Genomic DNA, 5,169 nt, shown 5'->3' on the forward strand with positions numbered 1-5,169 from the left:
CGATTTAAACCAGCAAGAACAGGACTATAAGCACTATTTCTTTGAGTCAAATAATAGCTCCAACCATAATAATGGATACCAAATCTCGCAGCATGAAAACTACTCATATAAACAGAAGTGGATATTTTATTTAGTACTGGATGAGCTTCTTTCATCAAATCAATAATCTGAACATGGGCGAGGCCATATCGGCAGCAATACTCTTTAATCGCGTATGCTGCTAGTTCGTGCCCCGCGCCATAACTCGCAGTAAGTATTAGAATCCGAGGTAAATTTGTCAATTCACATTTCCTCCGGTGCGTTAGTCTACACTGCCTGGTACTTAGCTTATAGAATACATCTAAAATTAGTCCCATCATAATGAAGTTTATTAAAGTTATTGCCAACTAATTCTTAAGTTTTTCTTAATTTGACCTAGTGCAGCGAATCCAGAGCTTAGCATCCTCATTTCCTATTCTACCACCATTACTTAAATGAGCCTAAACAAATCGATGAACAAATCCTTAATTTTGTACTCGGCGTTTAGGTTCTGTTCATGTGAATATGCTACTATGAGAAAAAAGGGGGGGACAATGACAAATCTATCTGATATTAAAATCGCAATTGTTGACGACGAGCCGTCGATCGTTACAATGCTCCAAATGGTGCTCCGCAGGGAAGGGTTTCAGCATCTTTACGCGGCTTCAACTTGTGCAGAAGCACTCGACGTAGCGGCGCGCATTGCCCCCGATATCGTCCTGCTCGACATTATGCTCCCCGACGGCAGCGGACTAGATCTCTGCTCCAAGCTCCGTGAATACGGAAATCCACATATTCTGTTCCTGACGGCCAAGGCTTCCGATCTCGATGTTCTTCGAGGCTTCGCTATGGGGGGCGACGATTATATCACGAAGCCCTTCAATCCCCTGGAGGTGGCCGCAAGAATTCAGGCACGCATCCGCCGACTAGAGCCGGAAGCTCCTACAGCCAATCCAATGAAGCGGCCCGATCCAGGGGTTTATCGGTTCGGCCGTCTTACCGTTAAAGAGGCGGAGGGCGAGCTGATCGTGGATGGTCAACCTGTTCCATGCCCCGCACAGGAGTTCCAACTGCTGCTTCACTTCTGCAAGCATCCCGGAATCGTATTTTCCAAAACGCAGCTATATGACAAGGTTTGGGGGATCAACGGACTAGGAGATGACTCGACGGTCATGGTGCACATCCGGCGCATACGGGAGCGGATCGAGATTGATCCCGGCAATCCTAGGCTGCTTGTTACCGTCCGCGGGCTGGGATACAAGCTGATAAAGGACTCGCAAGAGTGATGAAAATACAACAACGCATGGCTTTCCACTTCACATATCAATTGATCTTCTATTCCTTGCTGATTCTGGCCATTACTCTGGTAGCCTGTATCCTGTACTTCCAGAATACGAAGAACAGTGAAATACGCCGAAACTTTCCGGCAGGGGCCCTGCAGCTGATCGCTCAAGAAGCTAATTCCAAGGATGGGACTATTCAGATTTCGCCCAAGTGGGTTAAGCTCATTGAAGAAAAGGGAATGTGGTTACAGGTTGTTAATGCCGAAGGAACGGTAGTTTACGATGTCAACTCAACTCCGCAGTATGCGCTGCCGACCTCCTACTCCACCGCTCAATTGCTTGATATTCAAGAGACACGTACGCTGGGAACGTCGTTTGCCGTAAACACAGAACTGAATTTCGCCTTCAACGAGCCGCATCTATATATGCTAGGCTACCATAGTCCTGATCTCGACCAGCTCGTGGCTTGGTTAGACGCTTATGGTCAACAGGGGATGGTGCGAAGTGAGGCGATTCCTTCCTTGGATCGGCGGCTGCGCGGAACCGGCAGCTATCTGCAGGTGATCGATCCCGCGGGCATAACCATACAAGGCATAGGCGATGAAGCATACGCGAAGAAGGCGTATCGTCCGCTGGATATATTGGCTATCCAGCAATCGCCCAGCAATTATGACACGAATATTGTCTCCCTGCGGGACAAGCTGAGCGGAAAGACGTGGATCCTCTATACACCTAATCCAACCGGAGGGCCCCTGAAGCATCCTGTGCTAGATACGGTAACGCGTGGACTCGTCTGGTTTTCTGGTCTAATCCTGCTCTTGGCGATTCCGGTTTCCATTTGGCATGGATACCGCTATGGTCAGCCGCTCATTCTGTTCGCAGGCTGGTTCGAACGCATGCGCAAGGGGCAATACGACGAAGTGTTGACCGCCAAGGACAAACGCAAGGTATTCCGCCGCAACGGCACGATGCGAACCAGCTACAAACTCTATAGGGAAGTCATTGAATCCTTCTATCAGATGACCCATCAATTGGCACAAACGGAGAAGGAACGTGAGAAGCTGGAGAAGGCACAAGCGGAATGGATGTCAGGGATATCCCACGATCTGCGCACTCCCCTGTCCACCATTCAAGGCTATGGATATATGCTGGAGAGCCTACCTGAGGAGTGGAGCCAGGAGGAGATGCGGGTTATGGGATCGACGATTCGGGAAAAAGGCGATTATATGCTTGAATTGATCTCTGACTTTTCCATGATTCATCAGCTCAAGCAGGGAGATTCGATCATGAATCTTCGCGAGTTGGATTTGGATGAGCTGGTGCGCTGTTCTGTACTGAAATACGTCAACGACGCCACGATATCTGATTATCAGTTTCACTATGTTGGGGATGAGCGTCCCTTAATGATAAAAGCGGATGAGACCTGGCTGCAGAGGCTGATGGACAACTTGCTGTCCAACGCCGTTAAGCATAATCCGCCGGGTGTAGTCGTCACTGCCTCAGTCGAGAGAATGAACGACAAGTCCTGCATACGAGTCATCGATAATGGCAAAGGAATGGACGAAGAGACGCTGCATCATTTGTTCAAGCGGTACTACCGGGGAACGAATACAGAGGAATCGACGGTTGGCTCAGGGCTCGGCATGAGCATCGCCAAAGCTATCGTGGAAGCGCACGGCGGCGAAATCCATGTGCAGTCTAAAGTATGGCAAGGCACGAAAATTGAAATCATATTGCCCTGCTGAGCATACAACATGATAACATTCTGCTCATTGTCACATGAATCCGAATATTATAAAAGGCCTTACCGCTTCATATGTCTTGAAGGGTGAGGCCTTTTTGTCATTTAACTTTCGGTTCTCTAATAACTAGGAATCGTGACTGAAGCTCTGTTCTGAGGTGTCAGCTCAGGACCCGTGCGACGGGTGCTGAACCATATAATAATGGTGACGAACACAAGCACCGCACAGGGCATAAGCATGATCTTTGACCCCATTCCTGCTGAACGGTCGATGGCAGTTAAATAATCGACGCGCAGGATTGTAATGAAGATGTAGGCGAGCGTATTGTTAACTGCATGTATAACAATCGAGTTCTCCAGACCACCTGTTCGCCAGGTTATCAGTGCAAAGCTAACGCCGAGAACTAAGTAATACAGGTTATACCACGGGTCTGTCGCCGTGTGTGTAAGGGCGAACAACACGCTCGAGACAACGATGCCGACGATAAGTGACGCTCTCGGGCCGCGGACCCAGCTGGAGGCGATCCGGAATACCAGCCCCCGAAAGCCATACTCCTCACCCGCACTTTGGAGCGGCGCTAGCAACACGCTTACAGCGAAGATAGCAAGCAAATCAGCGACGCGAAATTCCGTGGTGTTGTAAGACGAGAACCAGTTGAAGAAGACCATGTAGATCGTCCAAATTGGAAGAATAATCAACATCGCACGACCGAACACAGCCAGACGGAAGATCGAGCGTACCGAGTGCAACGTGGCCCCCTTCACACCATAAAGCCAACGCTGTATCAACATGCTCCACGGGATAAGTAGACCCACCCCAAGAAAATTACTCGCCACGTAAACTGGAGTGAAGTCCGTACCCCCAGACATGGGATTAGCCCGCCCAAAGACGTGAGTGTCGATTACACCTCCAATTATAGGAGACAACAAACTAAAGAAAAACATTCCGCCGATGAGAAGTACAAGAGCTAGTATGCCACGTATTATGTGACGCTTATCACTGACGAGTACCCGATGGTACGGTAATTCCGCGGGCACAGCTCGCAATCTTTGCTCAGTTCGTTTTTTCATTAAAAAAATCACCTCTTAATTAGATTATGACTGCCGTTCCGTTGACAGCGACCATCATCATACCTTCACGGACAACTTCGTAATTGACGTCGACACCGACTACCGCATTGGCTCCCATCTGCGAAGCCTGCTGTGTCATTTCTTTAAAAGCCGCGTCTCTTGCTTCCCTCAGCTTGGCTTCGTAGGTTTTCGAACGCCCGCCTACCAGATCTCTGAATGAAGCAACGAGATCTTTCCCGACGCTAGATGCCATGATGACTTCACCGGTTGCAATGCCTATATACTGCCTGACCGGGGAACCTTCAACGATTGCTGTTGTTGTAACAATCAAGTGTACTCCTCCTATAAAACATAGATTTTGTTTTAGTTTGCTTTGAGCCCCTTTTTAATTCAGCCAAGTTGAACGCAGCATCAGCCTCCTATGGGTCTTCACATGGATTTTGTTATTGCCCTCCGCTTCAGACAAGAATCTATCTCTTTACAAAACAAAAAGCCGCAGCTATGCGGCTTTTTGTTTGCAAGTTCCTTGCCCAGGACATTCGAACCTTCTACAGGACTTTTAGAGTGAAAATGAATCATTAATATTCACCCGAAACGGGAATAGTATCATTAGTAATCCAAGCCGCGGCGTTCTGCTCCCTTCTGCCTCACTCGAGTTCTAATATACTCGTTTGAGTCCTTCTTATGTTGGTTGTTATTTTAATCCAAACAGATCAATAAGAAGATAGCCCAGGATTGAAAGCAATACAGACCCTATAAAACCTGCAGCAAACGACTTCATCCCCAAGCGTCGGAACGTGGCCAAATCAACATTAAGCCCAAGACCAGCCATAGCCATCGCAATCAGGAAATAGGCAAGAAGGATGATTTGGTTGGTAAAACCAGTTGGTATGATGCCTAATGTGTTTATACCACTCATAACAAGGAAGCCAAGAATAAACCATGGAATCGGAATGGATCTCCAGCTCGCTTTTTGGACGGTGGTATTTTTCTTACGCTCGATACGGTTTGTCCAGACACCAAGCACGATTGCCACTGGTACCAAAAGAGCAACAC

Annotated in this window: 5 protein-coding genes and 1 pseudogene; 2 read left to right on the forward strand and 4 right to left on the reverse strand. The window is 48.1% G+C overall.

Annotated features, from left to right (window positions below):
* A pseudogene (locus AC1DUA_RS24790) lies at positions 1-281 on the reverse strand (MGDG synthase family glycosyltransferase); the annotation flags it as partial.
* Positions 282-572: 291 nt separating this feature from the next.
* On the opposite strand from AC1DUA_RS24790, the gene AC1DUA_RS24795 reads away from it, so the two are divergent.
* Positions 573-1,304, forward strand: coding sequence for a response regulator transcription factor (locus AC1DUA_RS24795; protein ID WP_477502301.1), 732 nt, complete (start codon positions 573-575; stop codon positions 1,302-1,304).
* Positions 1,304-3,046 carry a HAMP domain-containing sensor histidine kinase gene (locus AC1DUA_RS24800; protein WP_477502302.1) on the forward strand — a complete coding sequence of 581 codons (1,743 nt, stop codon included), beginning with the start codon at positions 1,304-1,306 and terminating at the stop codon, positions 3,044-3,046. The genes AC1DUA_RS24795 and AC1DUA_RS24800 overlap by 1 nt, the downstream gene beginning before the upstream one ends.
* A gap of 116 nt (positions 3,047-3,162) precedes the next feature.
* Here the strand turns inward: AC1DUA_RS24800 and AC1DUA_RS24805 are convergent, their stop codons facing one another.
* The 3 genes from AC1DUA_RS24805 to AC1DUA_RS24815 all read right to left on the reverse strand — a co-directional run.
* Positions 3,163-3,912, reverse strand: a complete 750-nt coding sequence (locus tag AC1DUA_RS24805) for a lysostaphin resistance A-like protein (protein ID WP_477502303.1) — start codon at positions 3,910-3,912, stop codon at positions 3,163-3,165.
* Positions 3,913-4,132: 220 nt separating this feature from the next.
* Positions 4,133-4,444: a YbjQ family protein gene (locus AC1DUA_RS24810; RefSeq protein ID WP_477502304.1), complete on the reverse strand. Its 312-nt coding sequence runs from the start codon at positions 4,442-4,444 to the stop codon at positions 4,133-4,135.
* Positions 4,445-4,807: 363 nt separating this feature from the next.
* Positions 4,808-5,169 (reverse strand): putative sulfate exporter family transporter (locus AC1DUA_RS24815; protein ID WP_477502305.1); only part of this gene is annotated, 362 nt, incomplete at its 5' end.

It is taken from the genome of Paenibacillus sp. 01T422 (genome assembly GCF_056398785.1).